The sequence below is a fragment of the Janthinobacterium breve genome (assembly GCF_051380895.1).
GTDB lineage: Bacteria > Pseudomonadota > Gammaproteobacteria > Burkholderiales > Burkholderiaceae_D > Janthinobacterium.
Genome location: NZ_JBNYXY010000009.1, coordinates 344,899 through 362,591, shown reverse-complemented (window position 1 = coordinate 362,591; position 17,693 = coordinate 344,899). Strand labels below are relative to the sequence as shown.

Genomic DNA, 17,693 nt, shown 5'->3' with positions numbered 1-17,693 from the left:
GAGTCATTATGACCACGAATAAAGTCAAAAAAACCGACGCCGAATGGCGCGCCATGCTCGATTCCATGCAATACGACGTCACGCGCCACGCGGCCACGGAGCGGGCCTTCACGGGCAAGTTCTGGGACCACCATGAACACGGCATCTACACCTGCGTCTGCTGCAACACGCCCCTGTTCGCCTCCGATACCAAGTTCGATTCGGGCTGCGGCTGGCCCAGCTATTTCCAGGCCCTCGACCCGGCCAATGTGACGGAGATCGTCGACCGCAGCCACGGCATGGTGCGCACGGAAATCGTCTGCGCCGTCTGCGACGCCCACCTGGGCCACGTCTTCCCGGATGGCCCGCCGCCAACCGGCTTGCGCTATTGCATCAATTCGGCTTCCTTGCGCTTCGATCCGCAGCCTTGAGACACAGGAACGCCCGGGAGCACCTCAGTTGCTCCTAAGCCATTCCTAAGATGAATTTAATAAGACCAGTGTAAAGTCTCGCCATGAAATTTCTATTCGACCTATTCCCCCTGATCGCCTTCTTCGCCGCCTTCAAGCTGGGCGGCATGTATGAAGCGGTCACGCACGATTTCGTGCAGCAATATTTGTCCGGCTTCGTGTCTGGCGGCCTGATCAAGGCTGACCAGGCGCCGTGGATACTCGCCACTCTGGTCGGCATCGTCGCCACCGCCTGCCAGGTCAGCTATCTGCTGCTGCGCGGCCGCAAGGTCGACGGCATGCTGTGGCTGTCGCTGTTCATCTTTGTCGTGTTCGGCGGCGCCAGCATTTACCTTCATGACGATTTCTTCCTGAAATGGAAGCCAACCCTGATCTACTGGCTGTCAGGCCTGGCCCTCTTGATCGCCCATGTTGGCTTCAAGAAAAACCTGATCCGCAAGACCATGGAAGCGCAAGTGCAATTGCCTGATGCCGTCTGGAACCAGTTGCTGGCCGCCTGGATCATCTTCTTCGGCGCCATCGGCGCGCTGAACTTGTTCGTCGCTTTCGTACTGTACAAGGGCGACATGGCTGCCTGGGTCAGTTTCAAGGCATTTGGCGCGACGGGCATTTTCTTTGCCTTCATCGTGGCGCAAACCCTGTTCCTGGCCAAACATATCAAGGAAGACGCATGATGAATACCACCACAGCGAATACTTCGCCGGAAACGCGCATGCAGCGCATTCGTAGCCGCCTGGAAACGGCACTATCCCCTCTGGAATGCGTGCTGGAAGACGACTCGGCGCGCCACCGGGGCCACGCGGGTGCCGCCTCGGGCGGAGGTCATTACAATCTACGCATTATTTCTAGTCAATTTGAGGGGCTCAGGCTCGTCATGCGCCATCGACTGGTGTATGATTCCGTGCACGATATGATGCATAATGAGATACATGCATTGGCGATTGTGGCCTTGGCGCCGTCCGAAGTAGTGTAAGGATGGCGTTTTGGCGTACCGGGGCAACCTGGTATGCCGCATGCCGCAGCGTCATGCACGCGTTTTCTTTCCATGCGTTTTTTACGAAACTTTCCCTAACAGGATTTAATAATGACTTTTAAGCCAGCCCGCTTGCTGATCGCACTACTCGCCGTTGTCGCGGTACCTGTTTTTGCGCAAAATGTTGCCGTTGTTAATGGCAAGCCTATTCCATCGTCGCGCGTTGATGCAGTCGTCAAGCAAGTCGTCGCCCAAGGCCAGCAACCGGATTCGCCGCAATTGCGCGAAATGATCAAGAAGGACTTGATCGGCCGTGAAGTGCTGATGCAAGAAGCGGAAAACAAAGGTTTCGGTAAAGATGCAGCCGTCAAGCAGCAAATCGAAAACGCGCGCCAGGCCATCGTCATCAACGCCCTGGTCGGCGACTACCTGAAAAAGAACCCTGTCAACGACGCTGAAATCAAGGCTGAATACGACCGCTTCGTAGCTCAGACGGGCGACAAGGAATACCACGTGCGCCACATCCTGGTGGCCACCGAAGCCGAAGCGAAAGACATCATCGCCAAGCTGAAAGGCGGCGCCAAGTTCGAAGACCTGGCCAAGCAATCGAAAGATGCCGGCTCGGCCGACAACGGCGGCGACCTGGACTGGGCAGCGCCATCGTCCTTCCCGAAAGTGTTCTCCGACGCCTTCGTGAAGCTGCAAAAAGGCCAGGTCACCGATACCCCGGTGCAAACGCCTAACGGTTTCCACGTCATCAAGCTGGACGACACCCGCGCGGCAAAACTGCCGACCCTGGAAGAAGTCAAGCCACAGATCGCCGAAGCGCTGCAGCAAAAGAAACTGCAAGCGTATCAGGAAGAAATGATCAAAAAAGCGAAAGTTCAATAAGAACTGACCTCCCCGGCGCCCCTTTCGGCGCCGGTCGTGTATTCTGCGCCTGAATGCGCACTGCCCGGCAGACGCAAACTTTTTGTATATCTATTAGGAATGAACATGATTTTGAAGCCAGCCCGCCTGATCTTAGCCCTGGTCGCCGTTGTCGCGATCCCTGCGTTCGCACAAAACGTGGCCACCGTGAATGGCAAGGCCATCCCATCGTCGCGCGTAGACCAGGTCGTCAAGCAAGTCGTCGCCCAAGGCAAGCAAGCCGATTCGCCGCAATTGCGCGAAGCCATCAAGAAAGACCTGATCGGCCGTGAAGTGCTGATCCAGGAAGCCGACAAGCAAGGCTACGGCACGCGTCCGGAAGTCAAGTCGCAAATCGACAATGCCCGTCAAAGCATCATCATCAACGCCCTGCTGGCCGACTACGTCAAGAAAAACCCCGTCAAGGACGCTGAAATCAAGGCCGAGTACGACAAGTTCAAGGCACAGGCGGGCGACAAGGAATACCATGCACGCCACATCCTGGTAGCCACCGAAGCGGAAGCGAAAGACATCATCGCCAAGCTGAAAGGCGGCGCCAAGTTTGAAGAACTGGCGAAAGTATCGAAAGACGGTTCCGCGGCCAATGGCGGCGACCTGGACTGGGCTAGCCCTACTTCCTACGTGAAGCCATTCTCCGACGCCATGGTTGCCCTGAAACCAGGCCAGGTCACGCAAACGCCCGTGCAATCGCAATTCGGCTTCCACGTGATCAAGCTGGAAGAAACCCGTCCGACGAAGCTGCCGGCACTGGAAGAAGTCAAGGGTCAAGTGGCCGAGTCGCTGCAACAGAAGAAACTCGCCGCTTACCGCGACGAACTGATGAAAAAAGCCAAAATTCAATAAAACCGCCTGATATAAGCTACTGCGCGTCGCGCTTTGCGGCCTGCGATGCTCACCGCCTCGGCGGCCCCGTACTTTCGTACGGTTGCGCGTCTCGGCCACAAATCGCTGCCGCTCGCTACGCTTCTATCAGCCGTTTGGATGACTGGACAAGAGCGCTCTTCGGAGCGCTTTTTTTACGCCTGAAAAAAGCGAGATGCGATGGATTTACATGCAGAACTGAAAGCCGCGCTGGAAGCGGCTGCCGAACCGGGCCGCGCGGCGCCCATGCAGGCGTATATGCGCGACCAGTTCGTGTTCCTGGGCGTGGGTGCGCCGCAGCGGCGGCTGGCCGCCAGGGCCTTGCTGGCGGGATTGAAAGGCGTGGGGGCCGATACCTTGCTGGAACACGCGCAACTACTGTGGCAGCAGCCGCAGCGCGAATACCAGCATGTGGCGCTCGACATGCTGGCCATGCACGTGCGCCAGCTGAGCATCGATCACCTCCCCGCCCTGCTGGCACTGGCGCGCCAGCGCGCCTGGTGGGACAGCGTCGACGGCATGGCGGGCATCATCGGCGACGTGCTGCAGGTGGAGCTGCGGCGTGGCGGCGATGGCCATGTGCACATGGATGCGGCCTTGCGCCACGACGACTTCTGGCTGCGCCGCATCGCCATGCTGCACCAGCTGGGCTGGCGCGGCGACACGGATGCCGTCTGGCTATTCGACGCGGCGCTGGCGCTGGCCCATGAAGACGCGTTTTTCATCCGCAAGGCCATCGGCTGGGCCCTGCGCGATTACGCGCGCCACGCGCCCGCGGCCGTGACGGCGTTTGCCAACGCCCACCGCCAACAGCTCTCTCCCCTCAGCCGCCGCGAAGCGTTGAAGCATCAGCCACCTTGAACGCCTGCCCGCCCAGCAGCCGCAGCGCCGCATCGATGCGCGGCGCAGCATCCCAGGCCGGCACGGGTGCGAGCAAGCCCAACGCCATCTGCCGCAACGGCTCGGCGATCACCATGGCCAGCAGCAAGCCGGCCAGTTCGTAGCCATCGTGCCCATCGCGCCCATCCTGCAGCCGCAGATGGCCGCGCGCGGCCTGGCGTCCCAGCCACTCGGCCAGCAAAGCCGTGCCCCGCTCGATGCCGTTGCGCTGATACACGGCCAGCAAGTCCGCGCGGGCGGGAAACTCCGTGCACAGCAGGCGGAACAGGCCCACGGCGTCCGTCGTCAGCACGCGCGCCGCCATCGCCTGCAGTATCTCTTTCAATAGCGGCAAGACCTCGCCAGGCGCGGCCGCATCGTGCGCCATGGCCGGCAGGAAGGCATCCGTCCAGCCGCGCACCACCAGGGCGACGAGGTCCTCGCGGTTGGCCGCGTACTGATACAGCGACTTTTTTGCCATGCCCGCGTGGCGCGCCACCGCTTCCATGGTCGTGGCCGCATAGCCTTCGTGCAGCAGCAGCCAGGTGGCCGCCTGCACGGCCGCTACGCGCGCCTCCTCGGGTGGGCGCGCCGGACGGCCCCGTCCACGCAAGGCCTTGCTCTCTTCTTCCTGCATGCCAGCTCCAAACTTGATCGATGGGCAATTTTACACTGAAACATATTTAGGAAACGCTGTACGTTTCTTTAATATATAATTGTTGCACCTCAACAAAGGAGAACGACATGACGAACCCTATTGCATCCCCATGGCACATCACCGGCACGGGCGACTTGCTCGCCCCGTTTCCCCTGCACCTGGAAACGGGCATCACGCGACTGCCCGACGGCTGCCTGCTGGTAGCGGCGCGCACGGAATTGCACGGCTGCAGCGGGCGCATGCTGGACTGGTGGTTTACGTTTTTCGAGACGACGCAGCACATCAAGTGGTGGCATCCGCACGACCACGTGGCGCACCATGGCTGGGACAGCGCGTGGAAAAAGGGAGAGCGTTACTATGGCGCCTCGATCGAGGCGGTGGAGTCCTTGGGCGACATTCCGCCCGTGAAAGCCAAGCTGAAGTTCCATGATCCGAAAGACGTGTTTGATCCGGCGCAACTGCAACAGGCTAAGGACAGTGGCGCCCTGTCGGCCGCCATCTGCGCGCGCATCGGCTTTGGCGAGCACGTGCAGATGGACCCGCAGGGCAACCCGCTCGACGGCGAAATGCTGCATTTGACGCGCGACACGCCCACGGGCTGCGTGCTGCGCAGCCGCTTCCTGCTGGGCCGCAACAGCCTCGATCCCGTGCGCGATGTGCCCGACGTGCTGGGCCTGAATTTGCTGCGCCATTGTTACAGCGAATTTACCTATCTGTCGCGCTTCCTGCCCTCGCTGTATTACGGCGAGCATGCCAACGGAGAAAAGGCGCCGCTGCCCTGGTAAGCCGGCGGCTCACAGCCGCTTGTGCATGCGCGCCAGCGGCAGTTTGATGTCATCGGGCAAGTCCAGATGAAACTCTTCAGTGACGGCAAAGCCGCTGGCCAGGTAGAGCGGCACGCCGGGCAAGGTGGCAGCCAGTTCCAGCGCGCTGAAACCGGCGGCGAGCGCCTGCCGTTCGCAATGGCGCATCAGCATACTGCCCAGGCCCTGACGGGCGGCCTCGGGTTCGACAAAGAATGCACGGATGCGGCCCGGCTGGCTGGCCGGGTCGAGCAGCGGGTCCGACCCGCTCTTGGCGCGGTCGGCGCCATACAGGGTGGCGCGCTGGCTCCAGCCACCACAGGCCAGCATGGCGCCATCGCGTTCGATCACGAAATACGTCCGGTCGGCCACCAGCTGCGTATCGACGCCGAACACATGGCGCGTCACGGCCTCGGCCTGCTCTTCACTATAAAACCCCGCGCTCAGTGCCACGCCGGAGCGGGCGATCAGTGCGTTCATGTGCGGCACATCGGCCGGCAGCGCCACGCGCAGGCTGGTCAAGGCGCCAAAGCTGAACCAGGCACGCGCGATGCGTCCCTGCTCCACCTCGTATGTCGCCACCAGTTCCTGCGCGGAAACACCGTCCGGCGTGTCGCCATGGACGATTTCATGGTCGATCACCAGCTTGCCGCAAGCGATGCGATTGAGCAACTGCGCCTGCGGCCGGCTGGCGGCGAAACGGGCCGTGAAACGGGGGCCGATCTGCGCACTGCCCGTGGCCAGCAAGGTATCGGGATGCTGGAATTGCTGCGCATCATCGGCGTAGATGGCCAGCAAGGCCGGCACGTCGTGGGCGTTGTAGGCATCCAGTTGTGCCTGGACCACCGCCGTGGGCGAAATGCGTGTATCGTTGGCAAGCGCCATGCGTGCACCTGTTGTGATGTGGTTGGAAAGTTGCAAAGCGTAACACTGTCGCTCCTGTCGCGGCACAGTTTGCTGCGATAATTATAAGATTCGTCCCAAGAGCCATCTTGAGGCGTTACCAATTAATCGCAAATCGCAGCAGGAGTAGATATCATGAAATGGGATGGCAATCGCGAAAGCGACAATGTGGAAGATCGCCGTGGCGAAGACGGTGGTGGCGGCGGCGGTGGCGGCGGCTTTGGTTTTGGCGGCCGCTCGATCGGCATCGGCACCATCGTCATCGCCCTCGTCGGCTCGTATGTGCTGGGCGTCAATCCCCTGACCTTGCTGAATCTGCTCAGCGGCGGTGGCGGCCAGGTCAGCACCCAGCAAAGCCAGGCGCCCGCGCGCCAGCCGCCCGAATCGGACGAAATGGCCCGCTTCGTGAAAACCGTGCTGGCCGATACGGAAGACACCTGGGGCGCCCTGTTCAAGGCCGAAGGCGGCAGCTACGTGAAACCCAAGCTGGTCCTGTACTCGGGCAGCACGCCGACGGCCTGCGGCACGGGCCAGAGCGCCAGCGGGCCCTTCTATTGCCCCGGCGACCAGAAAGTCTACCTGGACCTCGATTTCTTCAATCTGATGCAGCAGCGCTTCAAGGTCTCGGGCGAGTTTGCAGAAGCCTATGTGATCGCGCATGAAGTGGGCCACCACGTGCAGAACCTGCTGGGCTTGTCCGAGAAGGTTGACAAGGCGCGCCGCACGCAATCGGAGCGCCAGGCCAACGCCATGTCCGTGCGCCTGGAATTGCAGGCCGACTGCTTTGCCGGCGTGTGGGCCTACCACGCGAACCAGGACCGCAAGATCCTGGAACAGGGCGACGTGGAAGCGGCCCTGAAAGCGGCCACGGCCATCGGCGACGATGCGCTGCAGCGGCAGTCGCAAGGCCATGTCGTGCCGGACTCGTTTACGCACGGCACCTCGGAGCAGCGCGTGCGCTGGTTCAGCAAGGGCATCGAGAGCGGCCAGATTTCCCAGTGCAATACCTTTGAGGCGCGGCAACTGTAACCACGGTTCCTGCCCGTGCCGCCCCGCAGCGGCACGGGCCTGCCTGCACCCGATTACTGCAGGTCGATGCGTCCATATTGCCCATGCGCCTCGTCATTCGGCCCCGCCGCAAAGAACAGGGTAGTCGCGGGCTGGCTGTTGAGCCCATTGCCGAAGGCGATGCCCCACAAGCCATCGACCGCCAGCGGCGTGCCGTCCATCTTGCGCAGCGGGCTGCCAGCGCCACCCGTGGCGGGGTCATAGGCATTGATCTTGCCATCGCCAAAATTGCCTATCAACAGCATATTGCTGGCAGTGCCGAAATCGGCCGGCGCCAGCGCCATGCCCCATGGCGCATTCAGGGCGCCGCCGCTCACCAGCCGCTTGATCAGCTGGCCGCCGCTGTCATACACATTGACGATGCCGAGGCCCGCGCCAGCCTGTTCATCGTCGCCGCTGGCCTCGCGCATGGCATAGGCAACATAGATGCGCTCACCAATAGCCTGGATGCCGAAAGGTGCATAGCCGGCCGGCAAGCTGGGGTCGCTGAACGCGCCGGGCAAGGCGACTTTGGCGAAGCTGGCATCGAAGACATCGACGCGCCGGTTATGGAAATCGGCCGCATACAGGTAGCTGGCGCCCGCATAAGCAGAAATCGCCAGGCCCTTGTAGACGCTGCCACCGGCGCTGCCGTCGAACACGACCACGGCTGTCGTGGGACTGACCGTGGGCGACCAGGCGGAAATGCTGCCGCTTTTGCTGGCGAAGATGAAGGGACTGGGCGCCGTCACGCCGTTCTGGCTCAGCTTGAAATCCTGCGTGCCGTTAAATACGATGCCCGTCGGCCCTGGCGGCGTGCTGACTACCAGCGCTTGCGGCACGCCGTTGCCGTCATACAAGGTGGACTTCGCCGTGCCATTCGCAGCTACCCAGACGAAACCGCGTGGATTGAAGGCCACGCCCCAGGCGTTGACGAGCTTGGGGTCCGTATGCGCGGCGGGCAAGGCTGCCGTGTCCGACACCAGGCTGGTGGCCGCATAGGCGCTCGCAGCCGGCGGGTGGTGATGATGGCCGCCACCGCAGGCAAACAGGGCTGCGGCCAGCGCGATGGCGAAACCGATGCAAAGCATGTTGCTGAAGCGCTGCGTACTCATGGCATTCTCCCTCGGCGTGATGGGCAGTGTTGTGCCGCCTGCTTTCAGGGTAGAACCCGGCCGTGCCGGATGCTTGAGGTGCGTCAAACGCGACGAAAATAGCCAGTATCAGGGTATGCCGACGTCGTAGCGCTTGCCCAGCCTTTTCAGCTCGCCCGTCTCGATCAGGCCATTCAGTTCCTGGTCGAACTGCAGGCGCAGCTTGTCGAAGGCGGGCGAGCGGGGAAAGGCGAAATAGCCATTCTGTACTTCGATGACCTTGGGTAATGGTTTCACCTGGCGCCCATAGCCGAGGCGGGCGATCGCGGGGTCGGTATTGCGGCGGTTGCTGACGAACACGTCGACGTGGTTATGCACCAGCATCTTCAAGCCATTTTCCACATTGTTGGCCACGCTGACCTGCAAACTGGGCCGCATGCGCTCCCAGTCCGCGCCATACGCCCAGCCGTTGAGCAGCACCACCCTGCGGTTCTTCAGTGCCGCGTAATCGCCGTCCCAGCCGAAGCTGGCGTCCTGGCGCGTATAAAAGACCATCTGGTCCTGGTAAAACGGCTTGTCGGAAAACCCCATGCTGGCGATGCGCTCGGGCGTCTTGTAGGGGCCGATCAGGATATCGGCCTGGCCCTGCGCCAGCATGGCTTGCGCGCGCGCCCACGGCACCATGCGGAAACGCACGGTATTACCCGTGCGCGCCGCCATCAGGCGCAGCAGTTCTACGCCCAGTCCGCCATATTCGCCGCTCTCCTGATACTCGAACACGCGCTCGAACTGCGCGCCCACGGCCAGCAGTTCGCGCGCCTGCGCGGGCAAGGGCGCGGCAAGCGCCGGCCACAGCAGCGCCAGGGCCAGCAGGCGCCGCCCTGCTCTTCTCATCAGCCGACGATGCGCAAGGAGTAATCGGTGGCCCGCACGTCCTTGGTCAGGCTGCCGATCGAAATGCGGTCCACGCCCGTTTCGGCAATCGCGCGCACGGTATCGAAGTTGATGCCGCCCGACGCTTCCAGCAAGGCGCGGCCATTCGTCAAGGCCACGGCTGCGCGCATCATGTCGTTGCTGAAGTTATCCAGCAGCACGGACACGGCGCCCGCGTCCAGCGCTTCCTGCAATTGCGCCAGGGTTTCCACCTCGATCTGCACGGGCACGCCCGCGTCGAGCTTGCGCGCGTTTTCCAGGGCCTGGCTGACGCCGCCAGCGGCCGCGATATGGTTTTCCTTGATCAGGATGCCGTCGTACAGGGCCAGGCGCTGGTTCTTGCCGCCGCCCACGCGCACCGCATACTTTTGCGCCAGGCGCAGGCCCGGCAAGGTCTTGCGCGTGTCGAGGATGGATGCCTTGGTGCCGGCGATCACATCGACATACTGGCGCGTGGCCGTGGCGACCGCCGACAGCAGTTGCAGGAAATTGAGGGCGCTGCGCTCGGCCGTGAGCAAGGCGCGCGCTGGCGCCTGAATCGTGCACACGACGCTGTCGGCCGTCATCATGTCGCCTTCGGCGTAATGCCAGGCAATATTGATGCTGCGGTCCAGGCTTTTCATGATGCCTTCAAACCACGGAGCGCCGCACAGCACGGCTGCTTCGCGCACGATGACGCGGGCCGTGACGATGTGGTCGGGCGGCACCAGTTCGCCCGTCAGGTCGCACTGGCCCACGTCTTCCAGCAGGGCGGCCAGCAGATTGCCCTCGAACGCGCGCGCCAGGGCCGCATCAAAGGGAGCGAAAGAATTAACGAGGGTACTCATGCTGGACCGATTCCTTGGAACAATGTGGTTTCTTTTGCCAGGTCCGCGCCCGGCTTGAGGCCCGCCTTCTTGGCGGCGGCGAAGTCGAGCATGCGGTTGATCGAACGCACGGCCAACTGGCCGACGGACGGATCGACGTGGATTTCGTTGTGCATGTTTTCCAGCGTTTGCGCCAGGTTCAGCAAGCCGTTCATGGCCATCCACGGGCAGTGCGCGCAGCTTTTGCAGGTGGCGCTGTTGCCGGCCGTGGGCGCTTCGATGAAACGCTTGCCCGGTGCGGCCGCGCGCATCTTGTGCAGGATGCCGTTGTCGGTGGCGACGATGAAGGTATCCGTATCCATGGTTTGCGCTGCCGCAATCATTTGCGACGTCGAACCCACCATGTCGGCCAGCGCCACCACGTTCGCGGGCGACTCCGGATGCACGAGCACCTTGGCTTGCGGATACTCTTCCTTGAGCAAATCGAGTTCGATGCCCTTGAACTCGTCGTGGACCAGGCAACTACCCTGCCACAGCAGCATGTCGGCGCCCGTTTCCTTCTGGATATACGAACCCAGGTGTTTGTCTGGCGCCCAGAGGATTTTCTTGCCCTGCGCATGCAGGTGAGCAACGATGTCCAGGCCGATCGACGACGTCACCATCCAGTCGGCGCGCGCCTTCACGGCGGCGCTGGTGTTGGCGTAGACCACTACCGTGCGGTCCGGATGGGCGTCGCAGAAGGCCGTGAATTCGTCCACCGGGCAACCCAGGTCGAGCGAGCAGGTCGCGTCGAGGTCCGGCATCAGCACGGTTTTCTCGGGACTGAGGATCTTGGCCGTTTCCCCCATGAAACGCACGCCGGCCACGACCAGGGTCTTGGCCGGATGGTCGCGTCCGAAGCGGGCCATTTCCAGGGAATCGGAAACGCAGCCGCCCGTGGCTTCGGCCAGGTCTTGCAGGTCGGCATCAACGTAGTAGTGGGCAACGAGCACGGCTTCGCGCTCGATTAGCAGGCGCTTGATGCGCGTGATCAGTTCGGCTTTTTCAGCCGGGGATGGCGTCGCTGGCGTGCGTGCCCAGGCGTGGGCAGTGCAGCTGGCGCCGTCTTGTGGATGTTCATACTCGACGGATTTGATGGCTAGAGTTTGCATGGCGTAGGGTAGCTGGGTGAGAATACACGATGGCATATCGGCAGACCGATTGCCCAGCCTGCGACACTGCATGCCGGAAGCGCTGCATGCGCCATCCGGCAACCCATCGAATTAATCGATGCCTTGGCTCTTCAAGTAATCTTCGTAATTGCCGCTGTAATCGACAATGCCGTCTTCCTTGATCTCGATGATGCGGTTGGCCAGCGAGGACACGAATTCGCGGTCATGCGAGACGAAGATCAGGGTGCCCGCGTACTTTTCCAGCGCGATGTTCAAGGATTCGATCGATTCCATGTCCATGTGGTTGGTCGGTTCATCGAGCATCAGCACGTTGTGGCGACCCAGCATCAGCTTGCCGTACATCATGCGACCCTTTTCACCACCGGACAACACCTTGACGGCTTTTTTCACATCGTCGCCGCCGAACAGCAAACGGCCCAGGATGGAACGCACGGCCTGGTCGTCGTCGCCCTCTTTCGTCCACTGGCCGATCCAGTCGGTCAGGTTGGTATCCTTGGCGAAATCTTCCGTCGGGTCTTGCGGCATGTAGCCGACGTTGGCGTTTTCCGCCCACTTCACGCGGCCCTGGTCTGGCTGCAGGCCGGCGATGTCGCCCGCGATGCAACGCAGCATGGTGGTCTTGCCGGCGCCGTTGGCGCCGATGATGGCGATGCGCTCGCCCGCTTCGACCATGATGCTGAAATTCTTGAACAGCTGGCGGTCAAAACCCTTCGAGATATTCTCGACTTCCACGGCCAGGCGGTGCAATTTCTTTTCGCCGTCGAAACGCACGAACGGATAGGCGCGCGACGATGGCTTGATGTCGTCGACCTTGATTTTTTCGATCTGCTTGGCGCGCGATGTCGCCTGGCGGGCCTTGGATTTGTTGGCGGCGAAGCGGCGCACGAATTCCTGCAGCTCGGCAACCTTGTCTTTCGCTTTCGCGTTGTTGGCCAGCTGCTGGTTGCGCGCCTGGGTCGAGGCGAACATGTATTCGTCGTAGTTACCCGGGTAAATCTTCAGCGTGCCGTAGTCCATGTCGGCCACGTGGGTGCAGACCTGGTTCAGGAAGTGGCGATCATGGGAAATGATGATCATGGTGGAGTTGCGCTCGTTGAGCACATCTTCCAGCCAGCGTATCGTGTTGATATCCAGGTTGTTCGTCGGCTCGTCGAGCAGCAGGATGTCCGGGTTCGAGAACAGCGCCTGTGCCAGCAGCACGCGCAGCTTCCAGCCTGGCGAGACATTGCTCATGGGGCCTTGATGCAGATCAATGGCAACACCCGCGCCCAGCAGCAGTTCGCCGGCGCGCGATTCGGCCGTGTAGCCGTCGTATTCGGACACTTTGCCTTCCAGATCGGCCGCCTGCATGTAGTCGTCATCGGTCGCATCCGGGTTCGCGTAGATCGCGTCGCGCTGCTGGATGGCGGCCCACATTTCCGTATGGCCCATCATGACCACGTCGAGCACGCGCATGTCTTCAAAGGCAAATTGATCCTGGCGCAGCTTGCCCAGGCGTTCGTTGGTATCGAGCATGACATTGCCGCCCGACGGGTCCAGGTCGCCACCCAGGATCTTCATGAACGTCGACTTGCCGCAGCCGTTGGCGCCGATCAAACCATAGCGGTTGCCGTCGCCGAACTTGACGGAGATATTCTCAAACAATGGCTTGGCGCCAAACTGCATCGTAATATTAGCTGTAGATAGCATTCGTATTGGGTCTTTATCCAGTGAAAACAGGTAGTTAGGTACTTTTCTCCCATTATACAGCACCGCCCCTCTTCCCTCTATAGAGACAAGTTTAAACAGCCGCTGGGCGCAAGCAGGAAGGGCATGGCGCTTCGCACCGCGCCGATGGCCGATATTTCCATCAAGCAGCACGATCATTCCCTTACGCAATATTGCCCGATAAAAATATCATAGCAAATGATCTATGTTTTGTTACAATCAACTCTCCTCTTCAACGAATGTGTATCGTCACGAAAGGCAATAAGCATGAAATTGTTTTCTGGTTACCATTATTTATTGATCAGTATTTCTGCATTATCGCTCGCTGGCTGCGCGACCCCCGAACCCGCTGCGGCCGACGGCGCGCCCAAGCTCGCCGCCATCAAATGCAAACCCAGCTCTAATGTCTCGCTCGGCACATGGATCGCCAAGAATTGCGGCAGCAGCACGGAAGCAAAAACCGTGGATACCAAGGAATTCCTCGACTCCTTTCAGACGCCAGGGTCGATTCCAGGCAAGCCGTAATCCCGGCCTGCATCAGACTGGCGCACTGGCACGCAGCCTTCGCCAGGCAGGACGTGACAAGCACATCGCTTGCGACCCGATACGCCATGCGGCACGACCGGGTCTGCAGCGCAGACCATCATGGCACCGCGCCGCCAGGCGCACGGTAAAATGGTGCGATACACGCCCATCACTTTTCACCTCACAGGCATCACTTGAAAAAAATCACCATCGCGGCGGCCGTGGCCGCCATTGCCATCGCCGCCACCGCCTATGCGTCGCCGTATTACGCCTTGCGCCAGATCAAGACCGCCCTGGCCGAGCGCGACGCCGAAGCCCTGGCCGGGCATGTGGACTTCCCCGCCCTGCGCGCCAGCGTCAAGGCGCAGCTGGAAGCGAGCATGGCCCGCAGCATCGAGGCGACCGCCGGTAGCGGCAACCCGCTGGCCGCCCTGGGCCAGTCGATCGCCAGCGCCATGCTGGGCAAAATGGTCGACACCATGGTTTCCCCGGCCGGCGTAGTGGCGCTGGTCAACAAGAGCGCCGTCAGCCCGCAGGCGGGAGCAGAAGGCAATGCGGATGCGCCCGCCGATGGCGCGCAGAAAAAAGCCCGATATTCCGCAGGCTATGCCGGCGCGAACACCTTCATCGTGCGGGCGCAGGACGGCAGCCGCCAGGACGGCGCGCTGGTCCTGCAACGCCACGGCGTGTGGGGCTGGAAGCTGAGTTCGATCGAGATTGCCTCGGCGATGGCTGGCCGCTAGCAGCGCGGCAGCGGCAGCCTGCCGGGGCTGCCTTGCCCGCCGCCCGCAATCAAAAGGTCATCGGCAACCTGACCGATATGGAAACATCGGGCGTATCGCGCGTCAGACCGGCGCCCACCGACACGTTCAAGCTCCTGTCCTTGCTGAGGCGATACGAAAACCCCATCAGCAAGGTACCGAGCTGCGTGCGCACGGAACCTGGCACGGTCACGCCATTCTGACGCGTGCGTCCGACGCTGCTGTGATCGTAGCCCAGGCTGAGCGATGCCTTTTCATTCAGCGCCAGGCCAATGCCGAAATTCACGCCGAAAATTTTCCCCGGCTCGATGGTGCCCAGCGGTTCGCGCACGCCATCGAGCACCAGGCGGCTGACGTCGGTGCGCTTAAAGCTGTGCAGATAGCTGATGCTGCCAAATAACACGGCTGGATCGGAGGGAAACAGCCAGGTCAGGCTGGGCTGCAGGGAATAGAAACCGGAACCGGTGGGCAAGTCCAGCGGCAAGCCCGTGCCAGTCGCATTCTCGCCCACACAACGCTGCGTACAGTCGGTAACGACCTGGAACGGATCGCGTCCGGTGCGCGACTTGAAGCGCAGCCCGGCCACGTAGTACGCTTTATCGGCGCCGCCATCGTTCAGTTGGTAACGGGCGGCCACCTCGATATCGCCCAAGGCGCGGCCGCTGGTGTCGAACACCCGCTCCGAGGCCGTGCCGGTAAACAGTTCGCGGCTGACGGTGGCATCCGAGCGATACACATAAGGCACCCGGGCTTCGACTTCCAGACGGTTGGTCAAGCCGGTGCGCACGGCCAGCGCGGCGGTCAGGGTATTACGCTTGACCTCGCGCACATCGATCAGACCGATCAACAAGGCGGGAATAATGGTGTAGCCGACCAGGGCGACCCTGTTGCTCGACGAGTAACCGAATTGCATCGACGGTTCCAGCACGTATGTCCCCTTGGGCGTCAGCACCCCGGGCTGCTCGAACAGGGGCGCCACTTCCGGCGGCCGGATGGGCCGGCTGGGCGCTTGCCCCACGGGCTGGGGCGTCGATGGTGGAAGCGTCTCCGGAGCGGACCCGGCGTCCTGGAGGTCCGCCAGCGACAAGTACGCCGCCCGCAAACCCGTGCCCCGCTGCCTGGCCAGGCGGCTATTGTCGACAGGTTCGCTGCCTTGCAACACATCGATGCGGCGCTGCTGCTCATGCATCGATGTACGCAGCGCCTCCAGCAGGTGCCGCTGTTCTGCCAGTTGCGCCTTCAGGCTTTCCAGCTGCGCCGCCAGATCGTCCTGGCCGGCGCCGGGTGCTTGCTGGGCCTGAACGGCTGTACATAGCAGCAAAGCCGATACACCCGCCGTGCCAAATCGCAGTAAGTAAAGATGCCGCATAGTCTCTCCCGATGACAAGCCCTGCCTGTCAGTAGCCGGCCCTGGCAGCACAACAGCAATGGCCCGGCGTACTGCACGATGCCGCCCGGGGAATCCGGGCGGCTTGCTGAAAACCCTATCTGGGACCTGCCACCGTGCCTAGTGCATTTTGCAAGGTGTCCTGAAAATTCGCCAGCTTCAGCAATTGAAGACTGTTCACACTGGTATTGACGATCGTCTGGGTACGCAAGACCTGGTCATTCAAGCTGTTCTGGATCACGGTACCGGCCATCGTTTGTGCCATCGGACCTGGCAAAAACACATTGCCTGCGCCGTTCTGCAAGACATTCATCGACGCCACTGCCGTACGCGCCAGATTCGCTTCCTCGACGCTTAAGTGCGCCACGTCGGCAATCGTGAACGCCACGCTGGAAACCACATTGCCATTGATGCTGACCAGGCGCTCTATCCCAAGAGACAGGCTCAGGCCACCTGGCATGTCGAAACCGCCCCGTGCCTGCTCCAGCGTTTCTTCGCTGACCGCCGTCCATCCCGCTGACGGCAGAACGGCGCCAGCATTTTGCGTGGCAACGAGCAGGCACGCCAGGCTGGCAGCCATCCACCGCTCTTTCTTGTGCATACATCCTCCAGCGTGGCGTTTGCCCGCCATTAGAAATTCCCACCGTCATTCTTCGGCATGGTGATCTGATCGAGGCCAACGCGGCTGATCGCCAGTCCCAGTGGCGCTTGCGGCGCCGCGCGCCAGTCATCGGCATCATTGAAGCGGGCAGCCTGCATCGCCACGTCAGCCACAGGGCCCGGTGCGGACGGCGTCGCACGGCCATGTATCACAAACAGCAAACGGCCCTGCCAGATTGCCTCGAAGCTGGCACGCGGCATCGCACGGGTGCCGCCGGCAGGATCGCCGATCAACACGCGACTCTGGTTCAGCCCCTTGACCACGACAAAATGCCGATAGCCTTTTTCAGCCACCAGCACGATGGCGGGAAAACCCGCCTCAGCCAATTTATCCAGCGGCAACTGAAACCCGTCGGCCAGAAAGCCACGGGCGGCAAGAAAATGCTTGATATCGAGCAAGGAGAATCCCTCTTTGCGAATCTTTTGCTGATCACCTTGCTGGTACATTTGCTCAAAAACAAACTCTTCCGTCACAGGATAGTCGTAATGATGGGTCAGCAGGGTGGCTACCGCGGCGGAACCACAACTGAAGTCGTATTGCTGGTGCAAGGTGCGCTGAAAACGCGCCTCGCGCATGCTGACCAGCGGCACATCAAAGCGGGCGCCGAATGCGCCGATATCGGCCGCGCGGGCGCCTGAAGATGCCAGGCCGCCAAACAAAGGCAAGCACAGCATGAACAGCGAGAATGGGCGGGTCGTGGCCATGCCTAGCGCAACTGCAAATTGATGATGGTGGCGTTCTGGATCAGCACATTGGCGCCCGAGTTCTGAATGACGATCGGGATGCCGGCGGCGTTGGCAAATGCGGCGCCATCGATCGTGTTGGCTCCCGTGCTGACGTAGCTGGCCGAGTTGCCGGTGACAAAGCCACTCAGCCGCGCTTCATTGGTGATCGTATCGGTACCGCCACGCGCCTGATCCAGCGCGTATTCGCCAGCGGCCCGGCCAAGCCCCCCGGCAAACGTTCCACCCACCGTCAGCGGCATCAGCGCGGTCAGCGACGTGGTCGGAGCAGCAATAATCGGCAGACTCAGCTCTGGCCCGGCAAGCAAGGGCAACGCCCTTGCTTCCTGTGCAGCCATGGCGCCTGTGGAAAGGCAGGCCAGGCTGGCACAGCATATCGAATGAAAGAAAAGGCGCATGCT

Annotated in this window: 21 protein-coding genes; 10 read left to right on the top strand and 11 right to left on the bottom strand. The window is 61.6% G+C overall.

Going from position 1 to position 17,693, the window contains the following annotated elements:
- Window positions 1–8 precede the first annotated feature (8 nt).
- From msrB to ACQ4W0_RS20015, 6 genes are all read left to right on the top strand, one after another.
- Complete coding sequence (msrB, locus tag ACQ4W0_RS20040; protein ID WP_436578350.1) at window positions 9–410, top strand: peptide-methionine (R)-S-oxide reductase MsrB; 402 nt, start codon at window positions 9–11, stop codon at window positions 408–410.
- An 83-nt stretch (window positions 411–493) separates the two neighbouring features.
- A complete protein-coding gene (locus tag ACQ4W0_RS20035; RefSeq protein ID WP_436578349.1) occupies window positions 494–1,123 on the top strand; it encodes a septation protein A in 630 nt (209 codons plus the stop codon).
- Window positions 1,120–1,422 (top strand): BolA family protein, encoded by a 303-nt coding sequence (locus ACQ4W0_RS20030; RefSeq protein WP_436578348.1) that lies wholly within the window; start codon window positions 1,120–1,122, stop codon window positions 1,420–1,422. Before ACQ4W0_RS20035 ends, ACQ4W0_RS20030 begins: the two co-directional genes overlap by 4 nt.
- A gap of 111 nt (window positions 1,423–1,533) precedes the next feature.
- Window positions 1,534–2,313 (top strand): peptidylprolyl isomerase, encoded by a 780-nt coding sequence (locus ACQ4W0_RS20025; protein ID WP_077404793.1) that lies wholly within the window; start codon window positions 1,534–1,536, stop codon window positions 2,311–2,313.
- Window positions 2,314–2,418: 105 nt separating this feature from the next.
- Complete coding sequence (locus ACQ4W0_RS20020; protein WP_436578347.1) at window positions 2,419–3,195, top strand: peptidylprolyl isomerase; 777 nt, start codon at window positions 2,419–2,421, stop codon at window positions 3,193–3,195.
- Between the two features lie 198 nt (window positions 3,196–3,393).
- Window positions 3,394–4,074 carry a DNA alkylation repair protein gene (locus tag ACQ4W0_RS20015; RefSeq protein ID WP_436578346.1) on the top strand — a complete coding sequence of 227 codons (681 nt, stop codon included), beginning with the start codon at window positions 3,394–3,396 and terminating at the stop codon, window positions 4,072–4,074.
- Here ACQ4W0_RS20015 and ACQ4W0_RS20010 read toward each other — a convergent pair.
- Window positions 4,037–4,729, bottom strand: a complete 693-nt coding sequence (locus tag ACQ4W0_RS20010; protein WP_436578345.1) for a TetR/AcrR family transcriptional regulator — start codon at window positions 4,727–4,729, stop codon at window positions 4,037–4,039. The two genes, ACQ4W0_RS20015 and ACQ4W0_RS20010, sit on opposite strands and share 38 nt — an antisense overlap.
- 107 nt (window positions 4,730–4,836) lie before the next feature.
- Here ACQ4W0_RS20010 and ACQ4W0_RS20005 point away from each other — a divergent pair, with 107 nt between their 5' ends.
- A complete protein-coding gene (locus ACQ4W0_RS20005) occupies window positions 4,837–5,535 on the top strand; it encodes a DAPG hydrolase family protein (protein ID WP_436578344.1) in 699 nt (232 codons plus the stop codon).
- A gap of 9 nt (window positions 5,536–5,544) precedes the next feature.
- On the opposite strand, the gene ACQ4W0_RS20000 is transcribed toward ACQ4W0_RS20005, so the two are convergent.
- Window positions 5,545–6,438 (bottom strand): GNAT family N-acetyltransferase, encoded by an 894-nt coding sequence (locus tag ACQ4W0_RS20000; RefSeq protein WP_436578343.1) that lies wholly within the window; start codon window positions 6,436–6,438, stop codon window positions 5,545–5,547.
- Window positions 6,439–6,591: 153 nt separating this feature from the next.
- Between ACQ4W0_RS20000 and ypfJ the strand changes: the two genes are divergently transcribed.
- Window positions 6,592–7,485, top strand: a complete 894-nt coding sequence (gene ypfJ, locus ACQ4W0_RS19995; protein ID WP_436578342.1) for a KPN_02809 family neutral zinc metallopeptidase — start codon at window positions 6,592–6,594, stop codon at window positions 7,483–7,485.
- A gap of 53 nt (window positions 7,486–7,538) precedes the next feature.
- Here the strand turns inward: ypfJ and ACQ4W0_RS19990 are convergent, their stop codons facing one another.
- The 5 genes from ACQ4W0_RS19990 to ACQ4W0_RS19970 all read right to left on the bottom strand — a co-directional run bounded on the left by ACQ4W0_RS19990 (window position 7,539) and on the right by ACQ4W0_RS19970 (window position 13,197).
- Window positions 7,539–8,618 carry a TIGR03118 family protein gene (locus ACQ4W0_RS19990; protein WP_436578341.1) on the bottom strand — a complete coding sequence of 360 codons (1,080 nt, stop codon included), beginning with the start codon at window positions 8,616–8,618 and terminating at the stop codon, window positions 7,539–7,541.
- A 108-nt stretch (window positions 8,619–8,726) separates the two neighbouring features.
- On the bottom strand, window positions 8,727–9,491 hold the full coding sequence (locus ACQ4W0_RS19985) for a substrate-binding periplasmic protein (RefSeq protein ID WP_436578340.1): 765 nt from the start codon (window positions 9,489–9,491) through the stop codon (window positions 8,727–8,729).
- Window positions 9,491–10,357 (bottom strand): carboxylating nicotinate-nucleotide diphosphorylase, encoded by an 867-nt coding sequence (gene nadC, locus ACQ4W0_RS19980; RefSeq protein WP_436578339.1) that lies wholly within the window; start codon window positions 10,355–10,357, stop codon window positions 9,491–9,493. The genes ACQ4W0_RS19985 and nadC overlap by 1 nt, the downstream gene beginning before the upstream one ends.
- The gene (gene nadA / locus ACQ4W0_RS19975; protein WP_436578338.1) at window positions 10,354–11,487 is read right to left on the bottom strand and encodes a quinolinate synthase NadA; all 1,134 of its coding nucleotides are present in this window, start codon (window positions 11,485–11,487) and stop codon (window positions 10,354–10,356) included. Before nadA ends, nadC begins: the two co-directional genes overlap by 4 nt.
- A 111-nt stretch (window positions 11,488–11,598) precedes the next feature.
- Window positions 11,599–13,197 (bottom strand): ABC-F family ATPase, encoded by a 1,599-nt coding sequence (locus ACQ4W0_RS19970; protein ID WP_436578337.1) that lies wholly within the window; start codon window positions 13,195–13,197, stop codon window positions 11,599–11,601.
- A 285-nt stretch (window positions 13,198–13,482) separates the two neighbouring features.
- Between ACQ4W0_RS19970 and ACQ4W0_RS19965 the strand changes: the two genes are divergently transcribed.
- Window positions 13,483–13,740 (top strand): hypothetical protein, encoded by a 258-nt coding sequence (locus tag ACQ4W0_RS19965; protein WP_436578336.1) that lies wholly within the window; start codon window positions 13,483–13,485, stop codon window positions 13,738–13,740.
- A gap of 194 nt (window positions 13,741–13,934) precedes the next feature.
- Complete coding sequence (locus ACQ4W0_RS19960; protein ID WP_436578335.1) at window positions 13,935–14,483, top strand: DUF2939 domain-containing protein; 549 nt, start codon at window positions 13,935–13,937, stop codon at window positions 14,481–14,483.
- Window positions 14,484–14,532: 49 nt separating this feature from the next.
- Here ACQ4W0_RS19960 and ACQ4W0_RS19955 read toward each other — a convergent pair whose 3' ends face one another.
- From ACQ4W0_RS19955 to ACQ4W0_RS19940, 4 genes are all read right to left on the bottom strand, one after another.
- Window positions 14,533–15,870 carry a transporter gene (locus ACQ4W0_RS19955; protein ID WP_436578334.1) on the bottom strand — a complete coding sequence of 446 codons (1,338 nt, stop codon included), beginning with the start codon at window positions 15,868–15,870 and terminating at the stop codon, window positions 14,533–14,535.
- A 115-nt stretch (window positions 15,871–15,985) separates the two neighbouring features.
- Window positions 15,986–16,489 (bottom strand): hypothetical protein, encoded by a 504-nt coding sequence (locus ACQ4W0_RS19950; protein WP_436578333.1) that lies wholly within the window; start codon window positions 16,487–16,489, stop codon window positions 15,986–15,988.
- Between the two features lie 29 nt (window positions 16,490–16,518).
- Window positions 16,519–17,223: a C39 family peptidase gene (locus tag ACQ4W0_RS19945; protein WP_436578398.1), complete on the bottom strand. Its 705-nt coding sequence runs from the start codon at window positions 17,221–17,223 to the stop codon at window positions 16,519–16,521.
- Between the two features lie 32 nt (window positions 17,224–17,255).
- The gene (locus ACQ4W0_RS19940) at window positions 17,256–17,690 is read right to left on the bottom strand and encodes a hypothetical protein (RefSeq protein ID WP_436578332.1); all 435 of its coding nucleotides are present in this window, start codon (window positions 17,688–17,690) and stop codon (window positions 17,256–17,258) included.
- Window positions 17,691–17,693: the final 3 nt, after the last annotated feature.

What these genes read in the sequence shown, in the direction of transcription:
- msrB (WP_436578350.1), top strand. Translation starts at nt 9, where the DNA reads ATGACCACGAATAAAGTCAAAAAAACCGACGCCGAATGGCGCGCCATG.
- ACQ4W0_RS20035 (WP_436578349.1), top strand. Translation starts at nt 494, where the DNA reads ATGAAATTTCTATTCGACCTATTCCCCCTGATCGCCTTCTTCGCCGCC.
- ACQ4W0_RS20030 (WP_436578348.1), top strand. Translation starts at nt 1,120, where the DNA reads ATGATGAATACCACCACAGCGAATACTTCGCCGGAAACGCGCATGCAG.
- ACQ4W0_RS20025 (WP_077404793.1), top strand. Translation starts at nt 1,534, where the DNA reads ATGACTTTTAAGCCAGCCCGCTTGCTGATCGCACTACTCGCCGTTGTC.
- ACQ4W0_RS20020 (WP_436578347.1), top strand. Translation starts at nt 2,419, where the DNA reads ATGATTTTGAAGCCAGCCCGCCTGATCTTAGCCCTGGTCGCCGTTGTC.
- ACQ4W0_RS20015 (WP_436578346.1), top strand. Translation starts at nt 3,394, where the DNA reads ATGGATTTACATGCAGAACTGAAAGCCGCGCTGGAAGCGGCTGCCGAA.
- ACQ4W0_RS20010 (WP_436578345.1), bottom strand. Translation starts at nt 4,729, where the DNA reads ATGCAGGAAGAAGAGAGCAAGGCCTTGCGTGGACGGGGCCGTCCGGCG.
- ACQ4W0_RS20005 (WP_436578344.1), top strand. Translation starts at nt 4,837, where the DNA reads ATGACGAACCCTATTGCATCCCCATGGCACATCACCGGCACGGGCGAC.
- ACQ4W0_RS20000 (WP_436578343.1), bottom strand. Translation starts at nt 6,438, where the DNA reads ATGGCGCTTGCCAACGATACACGCATTTCGCCCACGGCGGTGGTCCAG.
- ypfJ (WP_436578342.1), top strand. Translation starts at nt 6,592, where the DNA reads ATGAAATGGGATGGCAATCGCGAAAGCGACAATGTGGAAGATCGCCGT.
- ACQ4W0_RS19990 (WP_436578341.1), bottom strand. Translation starts at nt 8,618, where the DNA reads ATGAGTACGCAGCGCTTCAGCAACATGCTTTGCATCGGTTTCGCCATC.
- ACQ4W0_RS19985 (WP_436578340.1), bottom strand. Translation starts at nt 9,491, where the DNA reads ATGAGAAGAGCAGGGCGGCGCCTGCTGGCCCTGGCGCTGCTGTGGCCG.
- nadC (WP_436578339.1), bottom strand. Translation starts at nt 10,357, where the DNA reads ATGAGTACCCTCGTTAATTCTTTCGCTCCCTTTGATGCGGCCCTGGCG.
- nadA (WP_436578338.1), bottom strand. Translation starts at nt 11,487, where the DNA reads ATGCAAACTCTAGCCATCAAATCCGTCGAGTATGAACATCCACAAGAC.
- ACQ4W0_RS19970 (WP_436578337.1), bottom strand. Translation starts at nt 13,197, where the DNA reads ATGCTATCTACAGCTAATATTACGATGCAGTTTGGCGCCAAGCCATTG.
- ACQ4W0_RS19965 (WP_436578336.1), top strand. Translation starts at nt 13,483, where the DNA reads ATGAAATTGTTTTCTGGTTACCATTATTTATTGATCAGTATTTCTGCA.
- ACQ4W0_RS19955 (WP_436578334.1), bottom strand. Translation starts at nt 15,870, where the DNA reads ATGCGGCATCTTTACTTACTGCGATTTGGCACGGCGGGTGTATCGGCT.
- ACQ4W0_RS19950 (WP_436578333.1), bottom strand. Translation starts at nt 16,489, where the DNA reads ATGCACAAGAAAGAGCGGTGGATGGCTGCCAGCCTGGCGTGCCTGCTC.
- ACQ4W0_RS19945 (WP_436578398.1), bottom strand. Translation starts at nt 17,223, where the DNA reads ATGCTGTGCTTGCCTTTGTTTGGCGGCCTGGCATCTTCAGGCGCCCGC.
- ACQ4W0_RS19940 (WP_436578332.1), bottom strand. Translation starts at nt 17,690, where the DNA reads ATGCGCCTTTTCTTTCATTCGATATGCTGTGCCAGCCTGGCCTGCCTT.